19 protein-coding genes and 1 tRNA gene are annotated in these 17,835 nt (G+C 64.4%); 12 read left to right on the forward strand and 8 right to left on the reverse strand.

Annotation, left to right across the window (positions count from 1 at the left end; translation table 11 throughout):
- Positions 1-9 precede the first annotated feature (9 nt).
- Positions 10-216, reverse strand: coding sequence for a hypothetical protein (locus tag FSZ31_RS07940; protein WP_147122837.1), 207 nt, complete (start codon positions 214-216; stop codon positions 10-12).
- Here FSZ31_RS07940 and FSZ31_RS07945 point away from each other — a divergent pair.
- Positions 215-2,806 (forward strand): TonB-dependent receptor, encoded by a 2,592-nt coding sequence (locus FSZ31_RS07945; protein WP_147122838.1) that lies wholly within the window; start codon positions 215-217, stop codon positions 2,804-2,806. The genes FSZ31_RS07940 and FSZ31_RS07945 overlap by 2 nt on opposite strands.
- Before the next feature lie 97 nt (positions 2,807-2,903).
- Positions 2,904-3,521, forward strand: coding sequence for a GTP cyclohydrolase I FolE (gene folE, locus FSZ31_RS07950; RefSeq protein WP_236643762.1), 618 nt, complete (start codon positions 2,904-2,906; stop codon positions 3,519-3,521).
- 66 nt (positions 3,522-3,587) lie between these two features.
- On the opposite strand, the gene rplI is transcribed toward folE, so the two are convergent.
- The 4 genes from rplI to FSZ31_RS07970 form a co-directional block, all read right to left on the reverse strand.
- Positions 3,588-4,241: a 50S ribosomal protein L9 gene (rplI, locus tag FSZ31_RS07955; RefSeq protein ID WP_147122839.1), complete on the reverse strand. Its 654-nt coding sequence runs from the start codon at positions 4,239-4,241 to the stop codon at positions 3,588-3,590.
- Positions 4,242-4,254: 13 nt separating this feature from the next.
- A complete protein-coding gene (rpsR, locus tag FSZ31_RS07960) occupies positions 4,255-4,479 on the reverse strand; it encodes a 30S ribosomal protein S18 (protein WP_147122840.1) in 225 nt (74 codons plus the stop codon).
- A gap of 2 nt (positions 4,480-4,481) precedes the next feature.
- On the reverse strand, positions 4,482-4,901 hold the full coding sequence (gene rpsF, locus FSZ31_RS07965; RefSeq protein WP_147122841.1) for a 30S ribosomal protein S6: 420 nt from the start codon (positions 4,899-4,901) through the stop codon (positions 4,482-4,484).
- A gap of 124 nt (positions 4,902-5,025) precedes the next feature.
- On the reverse strand, positions 5,026-6,417 hold the full coding sequence (locus tag FSZ31_RS07970) for a glutamate ligase domain-containing protein (RefSeq protein ID WP_147122842.1): 1,392 nt from the start codon (positions 6,415-6,417) through the stop codon (positions 5,026-5,028).
- Positions 6,418-6,479: 62 nt separating this feature from the next.
- Between FSZ31_RS07970 and FSZ31_RS07975 the strand changes: the two genes are divergently transcribed.
- The 9 genes from FSZ31_RS07975 (at position 6,480) to FSZ31_RS08015 (ending at position 13,746) form a co-directional block, all read left to right on the forward strand.
- Positions 6,480-7,322 (forward strand): LD-carboxypeptidase, encoded by an 843-nt coding sequence (locus FSZ31_RS07975; protein ID WP_147122843.1) that lies wholly within the window; start codon positions 6,480-6,482, stop codon positions 7,320-7,322.
- A gap of 82 nt (positions 7,323-7,404) precedes the next feature.
- A complete protein-coding gene (fabD, locus tag FSZ31_RS07980; RefSeq protein WP_147122844.1) occupies positions 7,405-8,352 on the forward strand; it encodes an ACP S-malonyltransferase in 948 nt (315 codons plus the stop codon).
- Between the two features lie 15 nt (positions 8,353-8,367).
- Complete coding sequence (locus tag FSZ31_RS07985) at positions 8,368-8,967, forward strand: class I SAM-dependent methyltransferase (RefSeq protein ID WP_147122845.1); 600 nt, start codon at positions 8,368-8,370, stop codon at positions 8,965-8,967.
- A 1-nt stretch (position 8,968) separates the two neighbouring features.
- Entirely contained in the window at positions 8,969-9,709 is a 741-nt protein-coding gene (gene fabG / locus FSZ31_RS07990) for a 3-oxoacyl-[acyl-carrier-protein] reductase (RefSeq protein ID WP_147122846.1), read from the forward strand.
- Positions 9,710-9,829: 120 nt separating this feature from the next.
- Positions 9,830-10,066: an acyl carrier protein gene (locus FSZ31_RS07995; protein ID WP_147122847.1), complete on the forward strand. Its 237-nt coding sequence runs from the start codon at positions 9,830-9,832 to the stop codon at positions 10,064-10,066.
- A 147-nt stretch (positions 10,067-10,213) separates the two neighbouring features.
- The gene (gene fabF / locus FSZ31_RS08000; protein ID WP_147122848.1) at positions 10,214-11,473 is read left to right on the forward strand and encodes a beta-ketoacyl-ACP synthase II; all 1,260 of its coding nucleotides are present in this window, start codon (positions 10,214-10,216) and stop codon (positions 11,471-11,473) included.
- 1 nt (position 11,474) lies between these two features.
- Positions 11,475-12,413, forward strand: coding sequence for an endolytic transglycosylase MltG (gene mltG / locus FSZ31_RS08005; protein WP_147122849.1), 939 nt, complete (start codon positions 11,475-11,477; stop codon positions 12,411-12,413).
- A 145-nt stretch (positions 12,414-12,558) separates the two neighbouring features.
- Positions 12,559-13,131 carry a peroxiredoxin gene (locus tag FSZ31_RS08010; protein ID WP_147122850.1) on the forward strand — a complete coding sequence of 191 codons (573 nt, stop codon included), beginning with the start codon at positions 12,559-12,561 and terminating at the stop codon, positions 13,129-13,131.
- Positions 13,132-13,239: 108 nt separating this feature from the next.
- Positions 13,240-13,746 (forward strand): 2'-5' RNA ligase family protein, encoded by a 507-nt coding sequence (locus FSZ31_RS08015; protein WP_147122851.1) that lies wholly within the window; start codon positions 13,240-13,242, stop codon positions 13,744-13,746.
- Here the strand turns inward: FSZ31_RS08015 and FSZ31_RS08020 are convergent.
- Positions 13,743-14,966 carry an NAD(P)/FAD-dependent oxidoreductase gene (locus FSZ31_RS08020; RefSeq protein ID WP_147123250.1) on the reverse strand — a complete coding sequence of 408 codons (1,224 nt, stop codon included), beginning with the start codon at positions 14,964-14,966 and terminating at the stop codon, positions 13,743-13,745. The genes FSZ31_RS08015 and FSZ31_RS08020 overlap by 4 nt on opposite strands.
- 144 nt (positions 14,967-15,110) lie before the next feature.
- Between FSZ31_RS08020 and FSZ31_RS08025 the strand changes: the two genes are divergently transcribed.
- Positions 15,111-15,187: transfer RNA gene (locus FSZ31_RS08025), tRNA-Met, on the forward strand.
- A gap of 170 nt (positions 15,188-15,357) precedes the next feature.
- Here FSZ31_RS08025 and FSZ31_RS08030 read toward each other — a convergent pair.
- Both FSZ31_RS08030 and FSZ31_RS08035 read right to left on the reverse strand, forming a co-directional pair.
- Positions 15,358-16,404 (reverse strand): rod shape-determining protein, encoded by a 1,047-nt coding sequence (locus FSZ31_RS08030; protein WP_147122852.1) that lies wholly within the window; start codon positions 16,402-16,404, stop codon positions 15,358-15,360.
- Between the two features lie 138 nt (positions 16,405-16,542).
- Entirely contained in the window at positions 16,543-17,805 is a 1,263-nt protein-coding gene (locus tag FSZ31_RS08035; RefSeq protein ID WP_147123251.1) for a glutamate-5-semialdehyde dehydrogenase, read from the reverse strand.
- Between the last annotated feature and the right edge of the window lie 30 nt (positions 17,806-17,835).

Genomic DNA, 17,835 nt, shown 5'->3' on the forward strand with positions numbered 1-17,835 from the left:
AAGGCGGGATCAGGGTGTCGGACCGGTGAGCCAGGCCCCGTCTCGACGTGGCGGATGCGCTACACGACGCAATAAACCGCGCATTGTGCCGATGCTTTCGATTGACAGCGACTCTGCGACGTGATTTTTGTGCCGTAATTGCTTCAACGCGCGGAACAGCGCGGTTCGGATAATGGCCGGCTTCATCAGAATCGGCACTTGGAGGGGAAATTTCATGCGTATTGTTCACGGACTTCTGGCGTCGGCGGCATTTATCGTCGCTCCCGCCGCGGCTTTTGCCCAGGATACGGCGCAGGAGCAGCAGGAAGACACGGTCGGCGTCGCACCCGATGCCGGTGCCGACAGCTATGGCGATGACATCATCGTTACCGCTACGCGGCGCAACCAGATTGCCCAGGACGTGCCGATCGCGGTTACCGTGGTGGGCGGCGAACAACTCGAAAATGCCGGCGTCGTCGATATTCGCGGCGTGCGCCAGCTGACCCCGAGCCTCCAGGCGACCACTGGCCAGTCGTCGGCCACCGGCGTCGTCCTGTCGATCCGCGGCATCGGTACCGCCGGCGACAACCCCGGTTTCGAACCTGCGGTCGGCGTCTTCGTCGATGGCGTCTTCCGTGCCCGTGCAGGCCTGGCGCTTGCCGAACTGCCGCCGGTCGATCGAGTCGAAGTGCTGCGCGGTCCGCAAGGAACGCTGTTCGGTCGCAACACGTCGGCCGGCGCACTCAGCATCACGACGAAGGGCCCGGCTTTCACGCTCGGCGGTTATGGCGAGGTGACCTACGGAAATTATGACAATATCGAGGTCAAGGCCGGCGTAACCGGCCCGATCTCGCAAACCTTCGCGGTGCGTCTCGACGGCGGCTATCACAAGCGCGACGGCTATATCCAGGACGTCAACTCGGATCGCTCGATCAACAATCTCGATCGCTATTTCGTCCGCGCACAGGGTCTGTACGAAAACGAGAACCTGTCGGTTCGCCTGATCGGCGACTATTACAAGACCGACGAAAATTGCTGTGGCGCGATCCAGGTCACCAACGGCCAAACGACGCCCGCGGTTCAGTTCCTCGCCAGCCTCGGCGGCAATGTCGGCTATCCGACCGACCTTGATCCGAGCAAGCGCCGGATGGCAATTTCGCCCAACCGCGCGTTCACCGAAAAGGTCGAAGAATATGGTGCGTCGGGCGAAATCAATTACGATTTCGGCGGCGTCAAGCTGACCAGCATCACCGCCTATCGCGACTGGAAGGCGCTGCGCGACCAGGATATCGATTTCTCAGGGCTGGATCGCGCCTATCGCGAAGATTACAAGACGACGCTGCGCGACATCACGCAGGAAATCCGCCTCCAGGGTAAGGCATTGAACGACCGGCTCGACTGGCTGGTCGGCGGCTTCTATCTCAACGAGAAGATGACGCTGCGCGATACCATCCGCTTCGGCACCCAGGCTGATCAGTATGTCGATGCCCTGCTTGCGGGTGCGACCGCCAACCCGGCCAACCCGTTTGCGCCGAATGGTTATTCGCTGTTCGGCTCGCTCCCCGGCCGCCCGTTTTTCGGCACCTATCTGACCAATCCGTTCGTCAATCCTTCGGCGGCGCTGGTCAACGGGCTGATCGCCAGCATCCCTGGCTCGGCGGCGCAGTTCGCGACCCCCTTGCCGAGCAATGTCGGCGCGGGTCAGAACAACGACGATTACACCGTCGATACCAACGCCTTCGCGATCTTCACGCATAACATCGTGCAGCTCACCGATCAGCTGTCGCTGACGCTCGGCCTGCGGTTCAACCATGAAACCAAGTCGATCAACGCGAACCTCAACGCCGTCAACCCGGGGTGTTCGGCACTTCTGCCCGGCGGCAGCTCGAGTGTATTCGGTGCGGTGCTTGCCAGCCAGCCGTCGCTTGACGGCATCCGCTTGCTAATCTGCAATCCCACGGTGAATCCGGAATTCAACGGCGTCTATAACGGTGACCGGTCGGAGAACGAGTTCACCGGCACCGCCAAGCTGGCGTTCAAGATCACGCCCGACGTGCTGTTGTACGGCGGCTATGATCGCGGCTTCAAATCGGGCGGCTACAACCTCGATCGCGGTACGTTCGATTCGGCGTACTTCGGGGGTAACGGGGCGCAGATTTCGGATCTCGAATTCGGGGCCGAAAAGGTCAATGCCTATGAAATCGGACTCAAGACCAATTTCAGCCGGGCCTTCACCTTCAACGTCACCGGCTTCTATCAGGATTTCTCGGGGTATCAGAGCCTGCGGTTCGAGGGCAGCAGCTTCGTTGTCCGCCAGTTCAAGGAGGTCATCTCGAAGGGCGTCGAACTCGAATCGATCATCCGTCCGGTCAGCAACTTCATCGTCCAGCTGGGCTATACCTATCTCGACGCGAAGATTAACGATCCGCTGGCGCCCGATAACGGTCAGCAGCTGACCAACCAGCCGCGCCATGTGCTGACCGGCGGTCTCACCTGGACGCCGCGCCTTACCGACAGTGTCGGTGCGCTTGTCCACGTCGATTTCCGCCAGAACAGCGATTCGAACACGATCAACGATCCGACCATTCCGATTCCGGGCAACGCCCTGGGCGCGCCGGCAACGACGAACGATGGCTATGGCATCGCCAATGCGCGCGTCGGGCTGAATTTCGCCGACAACCGGTTCGGGGTCGAAGCGTTCGTCGAGAACATCTTCAACACCTATTACAACATCACGTCGTTCCCCGTGCCCGAGCAGACGGGGACCTTCGCGGTCTATCCCTCGCCGCCGCGCTTCTACGGGATCAAGGTGCGCGCCAGCTTCTGATCGCACCACTCCGGATGATGATATTGGCCGGATCGCCTTGTGCGATCCGGCCTTTGTCTTATGGTCGCTGCACCCTCCGGCAATGAAGAGAATGGCGATGGAAACCTCGGACGATATGGCACTGGCGCTCGAGGCGCGCGAGGCGGGCAAGCTGCCCGTTCCCGATAACGTCGCCGAGGCGGTCCGCACGCTGATCGAATGGGCCGGCGACGATCCGTCGCGCGAAGGACTGCGCGATACGCCCAAGCGCGTGGCGCGGGCGTGGCGCGAATATTGCGCGGGCTATGACGAGGATCCCGCGGTGCACCTTGCGCGGACCTTCGAAGAGGTTGGCGGCTATGACGAGCTCGTCCTGCTCAAGGACATTCCGTTCCAGTCGCATTGCGAGCATCACATGGCGCCGATCATCGGCACCGCGTCGATCGCCTATATGCCCAAGGAGCGCGTCGTCGGCATTTCCAAACTCGCGCGCGTGCTCAACGGCTATGCCCGGCGCCTGCAGGTCCAGGAGCGCCTCACCGCCGAAGTCGCGCAGTGCATCCACGATTATCTCAAACCCAGCGGCGTCGCCGTCGTGATCGAGGCGAGCCACAGCTGCATGACAGCGCGCGGCGTCCGCACGCCCGGCGTCAAGATGACCACCAGCCGGTTGCTGGGGTGTTTCCTCGACGATCCGCGCAGCCGCGAGGAAGTGCTGAGCCTGATGGGCTATTGAATCAAACCGGCCAGCCCTTCGGATCGAAGGGCTGGCCGGTTGTAGCGTATGGTCGAAGGGGAGGGCTTAGCCTTCCGCCTTGTCCTCGTCCGAAGCGGTCTCGTCGTTCGCGCCGGCATCGGCTTCGTCGTTCGAGGTGTCTTCGCCATCGCTGTCGGTGGGGAGCGAGCCAGGTTCGGCATTGGGATCGAAATCCTCAACGAAACCGCTCTCGTCCTTTTCAAACATCTCGGACATGACGTCGACGCCGTCCTTCTGAAGCTCGGCTTCCTCGGGCGAACGTGCAACGTTCGCTTCGACGGCAACCGAAACTTCGGGGTGGAGAACGACCTTGACGTCGAACAGGCCCAGCGACTTGATCGGCTTTTCGAGCACGATCATCGACTTGGTAACGCCCTCGACGCCGAGCGCGGCAAGCGCGTCGGAGATGTCGCGAACGGTGACCGAGCCGTAAAGCTGGCCCGAGTTCGATGCCTGACGGATCAGGACGACCTGCTTGCCCTCGACATTGGTCGACAGCTTTTCGGCTTCGCCGCGCTTGTCGGCATTGTCCGATTCGATTTTGGCGCGGTTCGCTTCAAAGACCTTCTTGTTGGCCTCGTTGGCGCGCAGCGCCTTCTTGTTGGGCAACAGGAAGTTTCGAGCGTAACCGTCCTTGACGGTGACGACGTCGCCGATGCCGCCGAGTTTTTCGACGCGTTCGAGCAGAATGATATCCATGTTCAGATGCTCCTTACTTCACGACGTAGGGAAGCAGGCCGATATGGCGTGCGCGCTTGATCGCCTTGGCGAGTTCGCGCTGCTTCTTGGCCGAAACGGCGGTAATGCGGCTGGGGACGATCTTGCCACGTTCGGACACGAAGCCCTGCAGCAGACGAACGTCCTTGTAATCGATCTGCGGCGCATCCTTGCCCGAGAAGGGGCACGATTTGCGGCGGCGGAAAAATGGGCGTGCCATGGTCAGTTGCTCCCTTCGTCGCGGTCGCGGCGATTATCGCGATCGCCGCGGTCGTTGCTGCGGCCACCACGACCACCACGGTCGCCGCGTTCGCTGCGCTCGTTCTTGCGCATCATGACCGACGGGCCGTCTTCATGCTCTTCGAGGCGGATCGTCATGTAACGGATGACGTCCTCGTTGAGCGAAGCCTGGCGTTCGAGTTCGGTGATCGTATCGCCGGGGGCGTCGATCGACAGCATCACGAAATGCGCCTTGCGGTTCTTGTCGATTTTATAGGCTAGCTGGCGAAGGCCCCAGGTCTCGGTCTTGACGACCTTGCCCTTGTGATCTTCGACGATTTTGGCGGCAGCTTCCGCCAGCGTGTCGACCTGTGCCTGGGCAAGGTCCTGACGCGCGAGAAATACATGCTCATAGGCTGGCATGCGCGTATCCTTTATTGTTGGCCGATCGCTGGCTTGTCCCGCCCAGTGCGGGGGCCCCTCCGGCTGTCGTCTCGAATAAAATCAGGGGCAACGGCAAGTGCCATCGCCCCGGAAGAGTGCGCCCCTACGCCGCGCCACTCTCTTTTGCAAGTCCGGCGAGGATGTCGTGCGCGAAAATTCCGAGTGTGTCGTCGCGCGCGCCCATCACGACGATCCGGTCGCCGGGCTGCGCGAGAGCGACGATGCGTTCGCCGCATGCCGCGCGGTCGGCGATGTGTTCGGCGCGATCGCCAAGCGGGGCCGTCAGCACCTCGCTGCCGATCGAGCGATCGACCGTGCCGCCGAAATAGGCGGGGTCGCTGACGATCAGCCGGTCTTCGGGGCCGAGTTCGTTGGCAAAGGTCGCCGCGAGCTCTTCGCCCATCTTGGCGAGCGGGCCGTAACCGTGCGGCTGGAAGAAGGCGATGATGCGCCCGGGAAAGGTGCGCAGCGTGCGCAATGTCGCGGCGATCTTGTCTGGATTGTGGCCGAAATCGTCGATCACGGTGATGCCGCCTGCGCCGCCGACGACGTCGAAGCGGCGCGCAAGGCCGGTGAAGCTCTCGATCGCGCGGCATGCCTCGACAAGCGGAACGCCTGCCGCCTTGGCCGCGGCGATCGCGGCAAGCGCGTTGGCGATGTTGTGGCGGCCCGGCACGGCGAGCGTCACCGCGATGCGTTCGTTGGCGGAGCAGAGCGTAAAGCGTGCGGACACGGGCTGTTCGTCGATGTCGATCGCGCGGACATCGGCTTCGCCAAAGCCGAACGAGACGCTATCGGCAAGGTCGAGGCTAGCCATCAGCGCGGCGGTTTCGGCATCGTCGCGGTTCCAGATAACGGTGCCGGCGGCGCGGGCAAAACCGCCGAACAGCGCGCGCAACTCGTCGAGCGTCTTGTGATCGAGGCTGATGTTGTTGATCACTGCGATGCCGGGGCGGAACAGCGCGATCGAACCGTCGCTCTCGTCGACTTCGGTGACGAACGGCCCCGATCCGGCACGCGCGCTGGCAAAGGGGATCGCGTCGCTGACGAAATTCTTCATCACCGCGCCGTTCATGATCGTCGGATCGCGGCCACACGCGGCGAGGATCCAGCCGATCATGCCGGTCACGGTCGACTTGCCGCTGGTCCCGCCGATCGCGATGCCGTCAGCGCGCGCATTGAACAGTTTCGCGAGCAATTCGGCGCGCGTCACGCGGGCGCAACCCAGCGCCTTGGCACGCGCAATGTCGGGCACGCTGTCCTCGATCGCGGCCGAGGCGACGATGACCTGGTCGGCGCTGACGACGCCGCTGCCGTCCTGGGCAGACACCGCAATCCCTTGCGAGCGCAGCCAGTCGAACTTGCCCGCGCCGCGTCCCTGGTCGAGCGCACGGTCCGATCCGGCGACGCGGCCTCCCGCCGCCTTGACGAGCACGGCAAGCGGCAACATCCCCGATCCGCCGATTCCGCAGAAAAAATAGTCTTTGTCGTTCATGCGTGTTGCTCGCTATTCGGTTGGCTGGCGCAACGCAATTGCGAATGGCCGGGAGGGGCGCGATGAAGCAGATCAGGCGGATCGGGGTGATCACCCCTTCGACTCCGATTGTCCGTGAAGACGCCGAGCGGCTGGTTGCGCTGGGCCGCGAACATTTCCCTCAGCTCGACATCGATGTCCCCGAGGCCGCTTTCGATCGCGACGGGCATTTCGCCGGTTCCGACCGGCGCCGGGCCGAAAACTTCTGTCGCGCGATCCATTGCGGGAAATACGACGCTTTGTGGTTTGCCCGCGGCGGCTATGGTGCTGCGCGGATGGCCGAGGTGGCATTGATGTCGGTCGACGCAGAGGCCGCGCGCGACATGGTCTTCATGGGCTATAGCGATGGCGGCAACCTGCTCGGCGGCCTCTATCGCCGCGGGCTGGGCCGACCGGTGCACGGCCCGATGCCCGCCGACCTGCGCCGACCGGGCGGAGACGCCGCGGTCCTGCGCGCGATGTCGTGGTTTGCGACCGGCGACCGAACCGCGCTCGAACCGTCGCTCGCCGACACCGACGCGCCCGTCGTGGCGTTCAACCTGATGACGCTTTCGATGATGATCGGCACGCCGCTGATGCCCGACCTGTCGGGCCATGTGCTGATGCTCGAAGAGGTCAGCGAATATGATTATGCGTTCGATCGCGCGATGTACCATGTCACCACCGCGCTGCGCGATGTAGGACTGGCCGGCATCCGCATGGGGCGGTTCGGCGATGTCCTGCCCAACGACCATGATTTCGGAGCGAGCTGCGAAGCGATCGCCGAGCTCTGGTGCCAGCGAAACGCCATTCCTTATCTGGGCCGCGCGGACATCGGCCACGATGCCGAAAACAAGATTGTTCCCTTCGGACGGTTCGCCCGCTGACCTGTCTTGCATCGGCGCGCCTTCGACCATAGGCAGCGACCCGACGAACACTCACCCAATAGACTGATCTGGAGAATACCCCATGCGCGCCTTCATCTTTCCCGGACAGGGCAGCCAGGCGGTCGGCATGGGCAAGGCGCTCGCCGACGCCAGTGCGCACGCGCGCGAGGTGTTCCAGGAAGTCGACGATGCGCTCGGACAAAAGCTCTTTGCGATCATGTGCGAAGGCCCCGACAGCGACCTGCTGCTGACCGAAAACGCGCAGCCGGCGATCATGGCCAATGCGATCGCGACGCTGCGCGTGCTCGAGCGCGAAGGCAATATCAGCATCGCCCAGAAGGGCGACTGCGTCGCGGGCCATAGCCTTGGCGAATATACTGCCTTGTGTGCGGCAGGCGCGATCGATCTTGCCACCACCGCGCGGTTGCTCAAGCTGCGCGGCCGCGCGATGCAGGCGGCGGTGCCGGTGGGCGAGGGCGCGATGGCGGCCCTGCTCGGCGCCGATATCGAAAAGGCCGAAGCGATCGCCGCCGCCGCTGCCGAAGGACCGAATGGCACCGACATCTGCACCGTCGCCAACGACAACGATCCTTCGCAGGTCGTCATCTCGGGCGCGCGCGCGGCGATCGAACGCGCGGTCGAGCTGGCCAAGGAGATGGGCGCCAAGCGCGCAATCCTGCTGCCCGTCTCGGCTCCCTTCCATTGCCCGCTGATGCAGCCAGCCGCCGACGCGATGGCCGAGGCGCTGGCCGAAGCGCAGGTCGAGCGGCCGACGCTGCCGCTTTACGCCAACGTCCTCGCCGCGCCGATCAGCGCGCCCGACGAGATCAAGGCGCGGCTGGTCGAGCAGGTCACCGGCATGGTCCGCTGGCGCGAATCGGTCCTCGCGATGTTCGGTGCGGGACACAGCCATTTCGTCGAGATCGGCGGCAAGGTGCTCGGGCCGATGGTCAAGCGCACCGCCCCCGACGCGACGACGACCAGCGTCATGACGATGGACGACATCGAGGCGTTGCTGAAGACGCTTTGAACGAGGAGACGCGGCATGTGGGATGAACGATACGATGAAGGCAGGTTCGCTTATGGCGACGCGCCGAACGATTTCCTCGTCGAAGGCGCCGATCTGCTCGCGCCCGGTACCTGCCTGTGCCTCGCCGAGGGGCAGGGCCGCAACGCGGTGTGGCTGGCCGGCCAGGGCTGGGACGTCACCGCAATGGACCAGTCTCAGGTCGGCATGGCGCGCGCGCAGGAGCTTGCACAGGCACGCGGCGTTGCGATCCGTACCGAAGTCGGCGACCTGACCAGCTACGACCTTGGCGTCGGCCGCTGGAACACGATCATTTCGATTTTCGGACATGTCCCGAGCACGCTGCGCAAATCGGTCCACCGGCGCGTCGTTGCGGCGCTGGCGCCGGGCGGCACCTTCCTACTCGAGGCTTATACACCTGCCCAGCTCGACGCGCCCGGCACCGGTGGCCCGGGCGATTCGGACATGATGCCGACCGAGGCGGATCTCCACGAAGAACTGGCCGGGCTCGAATTTCTCGTGTCGCGTGAGCTGATGCGCGCGGTAAACGAGGGCGAATATCATCATGGCGAAAGCGCGGTCGTCCAGATTGTCGCGCGCAAGCCCAAGGGAGACTAGAATGTTCGATCTGACAGGAATGACCGCGCTGGTAACCGGCGCTTCGGGCGGGATCGGTTCGGCGATTGCCAAGTCGCTCGCCGACCAGGGCGCGACGATCGCGCTGTCGGGCACGCGCCCGATCGCGCTGGCCGAGGCGAAGGCCACGCTCGGCGGCAGCGCGCACGAGATTTTCACCTGCGATCTGTCCGACGGGGCGGCGGTCGATGCGCTGATCCCTCAGGTTGTCGAGAAAATGGGCAAGATCGACATTTTGGTCAACAATGCCGGCGTGACCAAGGATAACCTTGCGATGCGGATGAAGGACGAAGAGTGGGATACGGTGATCCGCGTCAACCTCGAGGCCGCGTTCCGCCTGATGCGTGCTGCGGCCAAGCCGATGATGAAGGCGCGCTTCGGCCGCATCGTCTCGATTTCGAGCGTCGTCGGCGCCACCGGTAATCCGGGCCAGGTCAACTATGCTGCCTCGAAAGCCGGGCTGGTCGGCATGTCGAAGGCGCTCGCGCAGGAGCTTGCCAGCCGGGGAATCACGGTCAATTGCGTCGCGCCGGGCTTTATCCGCTCGGCGATGACCGACGGCCTGCCCGAGGCGCAGAAAGCCGCGCTGCTGACTAGGATACCGACCGGCGACCTTGGCGATGGCGCCGATATCGGCGCTGCGGTCGCCTATCTCGCCAGCCGCGAAGCGGGCTATGTCACTGGCCAGACGATCCACGTCAACGGCGGCATGGCGATGCTATAAAGCCTTGCGGACCGCGCGATCGATACCGATATCGCGGGTCCACCGGCCCCTTGCCAGTTTCGTGCAGCCGCACTAGGGCAGGGGCAACAGATCACCGATTAAGACAAGAAGGAACAGGGAATGAGCGAGATCGCCGAACGCGTTAAGAAGATTGTCGTCGAACATCTCGGCGTAGAGGCCGACAAGGTCACCGAACAGGCGAGCTTCATCGATGATCTGGGCGCTGACAGCCTCGATATCGTCGAGCTCGTGATGGCGTTCGAAGAAGAATTCTCGGTCGAAATTCCCGACGATGCCGCCGAGAAGATCGCGACCGTCAAGGACGCCATCGACTATATCGAAGCCAACAAGGGCTGAGGAACGGAGTGGCGCGCGACGAAAATCGCCGCGCCGCATCCTTACCGATTATCGGCTTCCCGGCCCGGGCCATCGTCCCGCGTTCGGGGAGCCGTTTTCGTTTATGATCATCATCACTAGATATTTGCTGAATTCTGGGAGCAAGCCATGCGCCGTGTCGTCGTAACAGGTCTGGGTCTGGTCACGCCTTTGGGCGGCGACGTCGAAACCACGTGGAAGAATATCCTCGCCGGAAAATCGGGCGCAACGCAGATCACCCGGTTCGACGCGAGCGATCAGAAATGCCGCATCGCGTGCGAGGTCAAACCGCCCGAGCACGAATACGGCTTCGACCCCAATTTGCGCGTCGATCACAAGGTCCAGCGCCAGGTCGATCCGTTTATCATCTTCGGCATCGATGCCGCGGGTCAGGCCATTGAGGATGCGGGCCTTGAACATGCCGACGAAGCGACGCGGATGCGCTTCGGCTGTTCGATCGGTTCGGGCATCGGCGGCCTTCCTGGGATCGAGAAGGAATCGCTCGTCCTCGCCGAAAAGGGGCCGGGCCGCGTCTCGCCGCATTTCGTCCACGGCCGGCTGATCAATCTCGTCTCGGGCCAGGTTTCGATCAAATACGGACTGATGGGCCCCAACCACGCGGTCGTCACGGCGTGTTCGACCGGCGCACATTCTATCGGCGACGCCGCGCGGATGATCCGCGACGACGATGCCGACATCATGCTGGCGGGCGGCGCTGAAAGCGCCCTGTGCCCGCTCGGCATCGCCGGTTTTGCCCAGGCGCGCGCGCTCAACATGTCGTCGAACGACGCGCCCGAAAAGGCGAGCCGTCCCTATGACAAGGACCGCGACGGCTTCGTCATGGGCGAAGGCGCAGGCGTCGTCTGTCTCGAGGAATATGAGCACGCCAAGGCGCGCGGCGCGAAAATCTATGCCGAGGTCGTCGGTTACGGCCTGTCGGGCGATGCCTATCACGTCACCGCGCCGCATCCCGAAGGGCTCGGCGCCTATAACGCGATGCAGATGGCGCTCAAGAAAGCGGGCATGGTCCCCGCCGACATCGATTACATCAACGCGCACGGCACTTCGACGATGGCCGACACGATCGAGCTCGCCTCGGTCAAGCGCCTGTTCGGTGACGCGATCTCGACCGTCTCGATGAGCTCGACCAAGTCGGCGATCGGCCATTTGCTCGGCGGTGCCGGTGCAGTCGAGGCAATCTTCTGTATCCTGGCGATGCGCGACCAGATCGTCCCGCCGACGATCAATCTCGACAATCCCGACGAGGGTACCGAGGGCGTCGACCTCGTCCCGCACCATGCCAAGAAGCGCAAGGTGAAGGCGGTGCTCAACAACAGCTTCGGTTTTGGCGGCACCAACGCCAGCATCGTGCTCAAGGCGATGGACTGACATGCGTATCTGGCTGGCCGCCGCGCTGGCCCTCCTGCTTGCCGCCTGTTCGGCCGGGACCGCCCCGCGCGATGCCGATGTCGTCATCCCGCCGGGGTCGAGCCTGACTAGGGCGGCGGCGATTCTCGAAGAGGCGGGTGCGATCGAATCAGCCGACGCATTCCTGCGCTATGCCAAGCTGTCGGGCGGAGACGCCGCGATCAAGCCGGGCGAATATGCGGTTGAAAAGGGCACCAGCGGCAGCGACGTCCTCAAGATGATGCAGGACGGCAAGACCGTCCAGCGCTTCGTCACCGTGCCCGAAGGCATGCCCTCGATCATGGTCTACGACCGGCTGATGGCGAACCCGCAGCTCAAGGGCAGCCTCGATGTGCCCGCCGAAGGCTCGCTGCTGCCCGAAACCTATGCCTATCAGAAGGGCGAGCAACGTTCGGCCGTGATCAAACGGATGCAGGATGCGATGGACGCGGCATGGGCCGAATTGTGGCCCGAGCGCAGACAGCGCGCTTTCCCCAAGGATCGCAACGAGGCGATCACGCTGGCGTCGATTATCGAAAAGGAAACCGCCTTGCCCGCCGAACGGACCACCGTCGCGGCGGTCTATACCAACCGGCTCGAGGTCGGCATGATGCTCCAGGCCGACCCGACGATCATCTACCCGATCACCCGCGGCAAGCCGCTCGGGCGGCGTATTCGCCAGTCCGAAATCCACGACGTCAACGATTACAACACCTATGCGATGGCGGGCCTGCCCAAGGGACCGATCGCCAATCCGAGCAAGTCGTCGATCGCCGCCGCGCTCAACCCGTCGGACAGCAAGGCGCTCTATTTCGTCGCCGACGGCAAGGGCGGGCACGTGTTCGCGGGCACGCTCGCCGAGCACAACGCCAACGTCAAGAAATGGTTCGCCATTCGCCGCGCGCGCGGCGAGATGAAGTGATCGCCGCAACCGATCGTCGCGAGTGATTTAATCCATTACAAAATGCCGACCGGAACACTATCTCGGTCGAGCCGTTGATGTTGCAACGCACCATTTCTCGCGCGGCGCATCCTGCCCCGTGCTTCAATCCTACCAGGAGACCAATATGCAGACCGGATGTCCCGTGCCTGACGTTACCCTCAAGACCCGTATTCGCGACGAAGCGATCGGTGGCGACAATCCCTTCCGTTGGGAAGAAGCCTCGACCGGCGAGATGTTCGCCCAGGGCCGCCACGTCGTCTTCGCGCTGCCCGGCGCGTTCACCCCGACCTGCACCACCGAACAGGTTCCCGCGTACGAGCGTCACTATGACGACTTCAAGGCCGCCGGCGTCGAGGACGTCTACTGCCTGTCGGTCAACGATGCGTTCGTGATGTACCAGTGGGGCAAGTTCCTCGACGCGAACAACGTCAAGATGCTCCCCGACGGTTCGGGCGATTTCACCCGCCGGATGGGCATGCTGATCAAGAAGGATCATGTCGGCTTCGGCGAGCGCAGCTGGCGCTATGCCATGGTCATCGACGACGGCGTGATCACCGCAATGTTCGTTGAACCGGGCATCAACGACGTCGGTTCGGACAGCGATCCCTATGGCGAGAGCAAGCCCGAGCCGGTGCTCGCATGGGTCAAGGCGAACCCCGCCAAGACCGGCGCAGCACGCGAACTCGAAAACGCCTAAGCCGCGAGTGCGTCGCCAACGCGACGCAAGAGTATCGAGGGGCGCGCATCCTATGGGGTGCGCGCCCTTTTTGCTGGCCCTGGCGGTGTCTCCGCGCCACGATGCCGCATGTCCGCCGCGCCGATCATCGTCACTGCAGAGATGGGCGCCGCCGACCAGCACTGGGCCGACGCGCTGCGTACGGCGCATTTCCCGCCCGAGCGCAACGTCCTCGCCGCGCATATCACGCTGTTCCACCATCTGCCGCCGTCGATGCTGGACGAACTGTGCGAGCGATTGCGCGTGCTGGTCGCGGGCCCGCCGCCCGAGGCGCGGCTAACCGATGTCATGATGCTCGGACGCGGCGTGGCGTATCGCGTCGAATCGCCTGCGTTGCGCGAACTGCGAAGCGAACTCGCAGAGGCGTTTCACGGCCTGCTGACGCCGCAGGACAGCCAGGCACCGCATCTCCACATCACCGTCCAGAACAAGGTCGATCCCGCCGCGGCGCGGGCGCTCTATGCCACGCTGGCTGCCGACTTCGTGCCGCGTCCGCTCGCCATCGCCGGGCTCGCCGCATGGCACTATCGCGGCGGCCCGTGGGAACAGGCCTGGCGCGGACGTTTCCGGGGTTAGGGCAGCAGTTCCTTGAGCGGCACCGCGATGTCGGCGAGCGCGCCCGCGTCGACCTCTGCGCGCGCCTCGATCAACTTGCGGCCCTGGACATAATCCTTCGCCCGATCGACGCAGTCGAGCGCGACGACGCGCCCCGCCTTGCGATAAATCACCGAAAAGCTGCGCGAACCCGGGTCACCGCGAACGATTTCCTCGTCATGGCCGATATTGAGCCCGACGGTTTGTAGTTTCAGATCGTACTGGTTCGACCAAAACCACGGCAGCGCATCGTAGATCGCCTCTTCGCCCATCATGTCCTGCGCGACGACCTTGGCCATGTCGTGCGCGTTCTGGACCGATTCGACCCGCGTTTGCTCGCCATCGGCCCAGACGTTCGCATGGCTCGCGCAGTCGCCGATCGCATAGGTATCGGGCAGGCTGGTGCGGCACGCCCGGTCGACATCGACGCCGTTGCCGCCCGTCGCGCCCGCCGCGATCAGCGGACCGACCTCGGGCACGATGCCGATCCCCGCGACGACGAGGTCGCAGACGAGAATGGCACCATCGGACAGCCTGCACGATACGGCCCCGTCGCTCCGCTCGATCGCCTCGACTGTCGTGCCCAGGCGAATATCGACGCCCTGGCGGCGATGTTCGGCGGCATAGAAATCGGACAGCGCCGCGCCCGCGACCCGCGACAACAGCCGGTCGGCCATCTCGATCACCGTCACCGCCTTGCCGAGCTTGCGGAAACCCGCCGCCGCTTCGAGCCCGATATAGCCACCGCCGACGATCACGATGCGGCGCGTGTCGGCGAGCGCGGCGTGGATCGCGTCGACATCGCGCTTCTTGCGGATCGCGAACACCGCGGCGTCATCGCCGCCAGGGCAGGGCAGCGCGCGCGCCTGGCCGCCGGTTGCCCAGATCATCCGGTCGAACCCGATCGTCCCGTGGCCCGTCGTCGCCACCGTCTTGGCGGCCGGGTCGACGCGCGTCACGCGCGATGCGGCTAGCAATGTGATGTCGCGCTCGCGCCAGAACGATTCGGGACGGAACAGCATCCGTTCGAAGTCCTTGTCGCCGGTCAGATATTCCTTGCTCAGCGGCGGGCGTTCATAAGGCAGTTCGGGCTCGTCGCCGACCAGCGCGATCGACCCGTCGAATCCCGCCTGACGTAGCTGGATCGCGGCCTGCGAACCGCCATGGCCGGCGCCGACGACAAGGACGTCGTAATGCTGCATGTCTGCGTTGGTCATGGCAATGCCCTAGCGCGTCGGGCCGGGCTTGCGAAGCATGTCATCGCGATATTGACCGGGTGCCAGCCGGTCCGTATAGGCCGCGCTTCCAACCGCGCCTCCCCATCCAGATCGGGCGGCGCGTTACGGGGCGGAGTAGCTCAGCTGGTTAGAGCAGCGGAATCATAATCCGCGTGTCGGGGGTTCGAGTCCCTCCTCCGCTACCAGTTACATAAAACCATCCGGGGGATGGTTTTATGTAACTCCCGAGCGCAAGCGAGGGGTGCGAACCATCCGGGGGATGGTTCTGTAAAACTCCCGAGCGCCAGCGAGGGGTGTGAACCGTCCAGACGATCGCCTCGTTCACGCCAATATGGCGTTGCCCTGAATCCCGGCCTCAAACCGCGTGCAGAACGCCGCGATAGCTCATGTCTTCGAGCGCGCGCCCTGCGCCGAGTGCGACGCAGCTCATCGGATCGTTGGCGATGCGGACGGGCAGGCCGGTGTTTTCGGCGAGAACGACGTCGATATTGCGCAACAGCGAGCCGCCGCCGGTCATGACGATGCCGGTTTCCATGATGTCGGCGGCGATCTCCGGGGCCGTGTGTTCGAGCGCCTGGCGGACGGTCTCGACGATCTGCGACACCGGCTCGGCGAGCGCCTTGCAGATGTCGCGCTGGTCGATCCGGATTTCGAGCGGGACGCCGCGCACGACTTCGCGGCCGCCAACGCGCACCTGCGACGTCGCCTGGTCGCTCGTCACCAGCGCCGATCCTGCCTCGATCTTGATCCGCTCGGCGGTCGCTTCGCCGATCAGCAAATTGTGCTTGCGGCGGACGAACGAGGTGATCGCCTCATCCATCCGGTCGCCGCCGACGCGCGCCGACAGGCTCATGTGCAGCCCGGCGAGCGACACCACGCCGACTTCGGTCGATCCGCCGCCGATATCGACGACCATCGACCCGACCGGGTGCGTCACGGGCAGGTTCGCGCCGATCGCCGCCGCCATCGGTTCGTCGATCAGCCAGACCTTGCGCGCGCCCGCATTGGTCGCGGCGTCGCGGATTGCGCGGCGTTCGACCTGGGTCGATCCCGACGGCACGCACAGGACGATTTCGGGGCTGCCGCGCATCCGCGTCCGGGCGAGCTTGCGCGCCTTGGCGATGAAGTATTTGATCATCTGCTCGGCGACGTCGAGATCGGCGATGACGCCGTTGCGCAGTGGCCGGATCGTCTGGACGTTGGCGGGGGTCTTGCCCATCATCAGCTTGGCATCGGCACCCACAGCGCGCACGCGCCTTACGCCGTCGATCGTCTCCATCGTCACGACCGACGGTTCGGCCATGACGATGCCGTGGTCGCGCAGGAACACGACCGTATTGGCGGTTCCCAGGTCCACCGCCAGGTCGACCGCGGAGAACGGGAAGATACTCATGAATGTCATTCGAAAGGAAACCCTGTTGTCAGCTGCCCAGCGTGACAGCCGGAGGGCCTTCGAGCGGACCGAATGACTGGCAGGTGAATGCCGCGCGCTTCATCGCAAGCGCGCGACAGGAAGCCGCTGTGCCGCGACGAATTCGCCTCAGGGACGCGTCTGGCCGTCGCCGTGGACGAGGTATTTGAAGCTCGTCAGCTGCTCGAGGCCGACCGGACCGCGCGCGTGCATCTTGCCCGTCGCGATGCCGATTTCGGCGCCCATGCCGAACTCGCCACCGTCGGAGAACTGCGTCGAGGCATTGTGCATGACGACGGCGCTGTCGATCGCGGTCAGGAAGCGATTGGCGGCATCTTCGTTTTCGGTGAGGATCGCGTCGGTATGGCCCGACGAGTGGAGCGACACGTACTCGATTCCCGCGGCGAGATCGTCGACGACCTTGACCGACGCGATCGCGTCGAGAAATTCGGTGTCGAAATCGGCCGGCTCGGCGGGCTTGACCCGGTCGTCGATCGCGACCGCTTCAGCGTCGCCGCGCAATTCGCAGTCGGGCATCGCATCGGCCAGCATCGGGATCGCCTTGGCGGCGACTGCCCGGTCGACGACAATGCTCTCGGTCGCGCCGCAAACACCGGTGCGGCGCAGCTTGGCATTGCGGATGATCGCGACCGACTTGGCAAGGTCGGCATCGGCATGGATGTAGCTGTGGCAGTTGCCGTCGAGGTGGAGCAGCGTCGGGACCTTGGCCTGATCGCGGACCAGCTCGACAAGGCCGCGCCCGCCGCGCGGGATGACGAGATCGACATAATCGACCGCGCGGAGCAGCTCGGCGACCGCCTCGCGGCTCGTCGTTCCGACGGTCTGGACCGCATCTTCGGGAAGGCCGGCGGCCTTGAGCCCGGCCTGCATGCAGGCGACGATTTCGCGCGTCGAATGGCGGCTTTCGGAACCGCCCCGCAGGATGATCGCGTTGCCCGACTTGAGGCACAAGGCGCTGGCGTCGGCGCCGACATTGGGTCGCGATTCATAGATCATGCCGATCACCCCGATGGGGACAGCGACGCGTTCGATCTTGAGCCCGTTGGGCCGGTCGAATGTCGCGAGGCGCCGGCCAACGGGGTCGGGCAGGCGGGCGATCTCGTCGAGCGCGTCGGCCATCGCCGCGATGCGCGGCTCGTCGAGCATCAGCCGGTCGATGAACGAATCGGGCTTCTTGCCGCGGACGCCGGCGACGTCCTTTTCGTTCGCTGCGATCAGCCGTGCGGTGGCACCGCGCAGCCCCTTGGCCGCTTCGGTCAGGGCCAGGTTCTTCGCCTCGGTCGTCGCACCGATCAACTGGCGCGCTGCGCTGCGCGCGCGCTTGCCAAGTTCGGCGATGTGGGCGGCGGGGTCGAGTGTCGTGTCGTTCATGAGAATGCCTATCATATTATGTTCGTTAGA

It is taken from the genome of Flavisphingopyxis soli (assembly GCF_007995095.1).
GTDB lineage: Bacteria > Pseudomonadota > Alphaproteobacteria > Sphingomonadales > Sphingomonadaceae > Flavisphingopyxis > Flavisphingopyxis soli.

Bases quoted from the DNA above. Each gene is read 5' to 3' on its own strand.
- FSZ31_RS07945 (WP_147122838.1), top strand. From the start codon at position 215: ATGCGTATTGTTCACGGACTTCTGGCGTCGGCGGCATTTATCGTCGCT.
- FSZ31_RS07940 (WP_147122837.1), bottom strand. From the start codon at position 216: ATGAAATTTCCCCTCCAAGTGCCGATTCTGATGAAGCCGGCCATTATC.
- folE (WP_236643762.1), top strand. From the start codon at position 2,904: ATGGAAACCTCGGACGATATGGCACTGGCGCTCGAGGCGCGCGAGGCG.
- rplI (WP_147122839.1), bottom strand. From the start codon at position 4,241: ATGGATATCATTCTGCTCGAACGCGTCGAAAAACTCGGCGGCATCGGC.
- rpsR (WP_147122840.1), bottom strand. From the start codon at position 4,479: ATGGCACGCCCATTTTTCCGCCGCCGCAAATCGTGCCCCTTCTCGGGC.
- rpsF (WP_147122841.1), bottom strand. From the start codon at position 4,901: ATGCCAGCCTATGAGCATGTATTTCTCGCGCGTCAGGACCTTGCCCAG.
- FSZ31_RS07970 (WP_147122842.1), bottom strand. From the start codon at position 6,417: ATGAACGACAAAGACTATTTTTTCTGCGGAATCGGCGGATCGGGGATG.
- FSZ31_RS07975 (WP_147122843.1), top strand. From the start codon at position 6,480: ATGAAGCAGATCAGGCGGATCGGGGTGATCACCCCTTCGACTCCGATT.
- fabD (WP_147122844.1), top strand. From the start codon at position 7,405: ATGCGCGCCTTCATCTTTCCCGGACAGGGCAGCCAGGCGGTCGGCATG.
- FSZ31_RS07985 (WP_147122845.1), top strand. From the start codon at position 8,368: ATGTGGGATGAACGATACGATGAAGGCAGGTTCGCTTATGGCGACGCG.
- fabG (WP_147122846.1), top strand. From the start codon at position 8,969: ATGTTCGATCTGACAGGAATGACCGCGCTGGTAACCGGCGCTTCGGGC.
- FSZ31_RS07995 (WP_147122847.1), top strand. From the start codon at position 9,830: ATGAGCGAGATCGCCGAACGCGTTAAGAAGATTGTCGTCGAACATCTC.
- fabF (WP_147122848.1), top strand. From the start codon at position 10,214: ATGCGCCGTGTCGTCGTAACAGGTCTGGGTCTGGTCACGCCTTTGGGC.
- mltG (WP_147122849.1), top strand. From the start codon at position 11,475: ATGCGTATCTGGCTGGCCGCCGCGCTGGCCCTCCTGCTTGCCGCCTGT.
- FSZ31_RS08010 (WP_147122850.1), top strand. From the start codon at position 12,559: ATGCAGACCGGATGTCCCGTGCCTGACGTTACCCTCAAGACCCGTATT.
- FSZ31_RS08015 (WP_147122851.1), top strand. From the start codon at position 13,240: ATGTCCGCCGCGCCGATCATCGTCACTGCAGAGATGGGCGCCGCCGAC.
- FSZ31_RS08020 (WP_147123250.1), bottom strand. From the start codon at position 14,966: ATGCAGCATTACGACGTCCTTGTCGTCGGCGCCGGCCATGGCGGTTCG.
- FSZ31_RS08030 (WP_147122852.1), bottom strand. From the start codon at position 16,404: ATGACATTCATGAGTATCTTCCCGTTCTCCGCGGTCGACCTGGCGGTG.
- FSZ31_RS08035 (WP_147123251.1), bottom strand. From the start codon at position 17,805: ATGAACGACACGACACTCGACCCCGCCGCCCACATCGCCGAACTTGGC.